Raw genomic sequence first — 1009 nt, forward strand, 5'->3', positions numbered from 1 at the left:
GCCGGGCGGGGCCGCCGTCAGCGAGCTGGCCCGGACCGCCGTCAGCCAGCCGGGCGGGGCCGCCGTCGGCGAGCGGGGCAGGGACGCCGTCCGCGCGGTCGAACGCATCCAAGGCCTGCCGCCACAACCGAACCGCCTCATGCGGCCGAGAACCACGTTCCGCCAGCTCAGCCGCCACCCCGCTGTAATAGGCAGCCCGCGCCGCAGTGCCCGGCGTCCCCGCGCGGGCAAAGTGATGGGCAAGCGCAGTGACGTCCGAAGGACGCAGCCGTTCCAGCACCGCACCCGCTGCGGCATGCCAATGAGCGCGGCGCAACGCGGACAGGTCCCCATAAACCGTGTCCCGAACCAGCACATGGGTGAACCTGAGCTGCCCACCAGGCCCGTCCTCAGCGAGCAGACCGGCCCTTAGACCGGCATCAAGGCCGTCCAAGGCGTTGTCGGCCAGCCCCGGGAGCGCAGCCAGCACGTCCGCGTCCACGTCACGGCCGAGCACCGAAGCCTGCCGCAGCACGGTCTGCGCCGGCTCAGGCAGCCGGGCGATGCGGTGCCGGATGACGTCGCGAACCCCGGCCGGCACCTGCTCCAGGGCCGCTTCACCCTCGGCGACGACCAGCCGCGCCAGCTCGCGCACGAAGAACGGATTACCGCCGCTCCGGCGATGGATGAGCCGCGCAGCCGGCGCGTCCAGGCCGGCCCCTGCGACGGTACGGGCCAGCGCCGCCGTCCCCACCTCGTCAAGCCCGCTCAGATAAACCCGCACCGGCTCGCTCCGGGCGAACCGGGCCAACGCCGCCGTCAGCTCCGCCGTGATCTCGGTGGCCCGGAACGTCCCCACCACGAGCACCGCCACCGGCTCCACCGCCAGCGCGGCAACCAGGTCCAGTGTCGCCTCATCGGCCAGGTGCAGGTCGTCGGCGACCAGCAGCACCGGCCCGTGCGCCGCGGGTGCGGTCAGCTGGGCCACCGCAGCCTGCCGCCGCCGGAGCCGGGCCACAGCGGGATCCCC

1 pseudogene is annotated in these 1009 nt (G+C 74.1%); it reads right to left on the reverse strand.

What is annotated here, in order from left to right:
- Positions 1-967, reverse strand: a pseudogene (locus AB0C29_RS50345) (SARP family transcriptional regulator); the annotation flags it as partial.
- Positions 968-1009 lie beyond the last annotated feature (42 nt).

Origin of the sequence: Actinoplanes sp. NPDC048791, from assembly GCF_040650095.1 — a bacterium.
Lineage (GTDB): Bacteria > Actinomycetota > Actinomycetes > Mycobacteriales > Micromonosporaceae > Actinoplanes.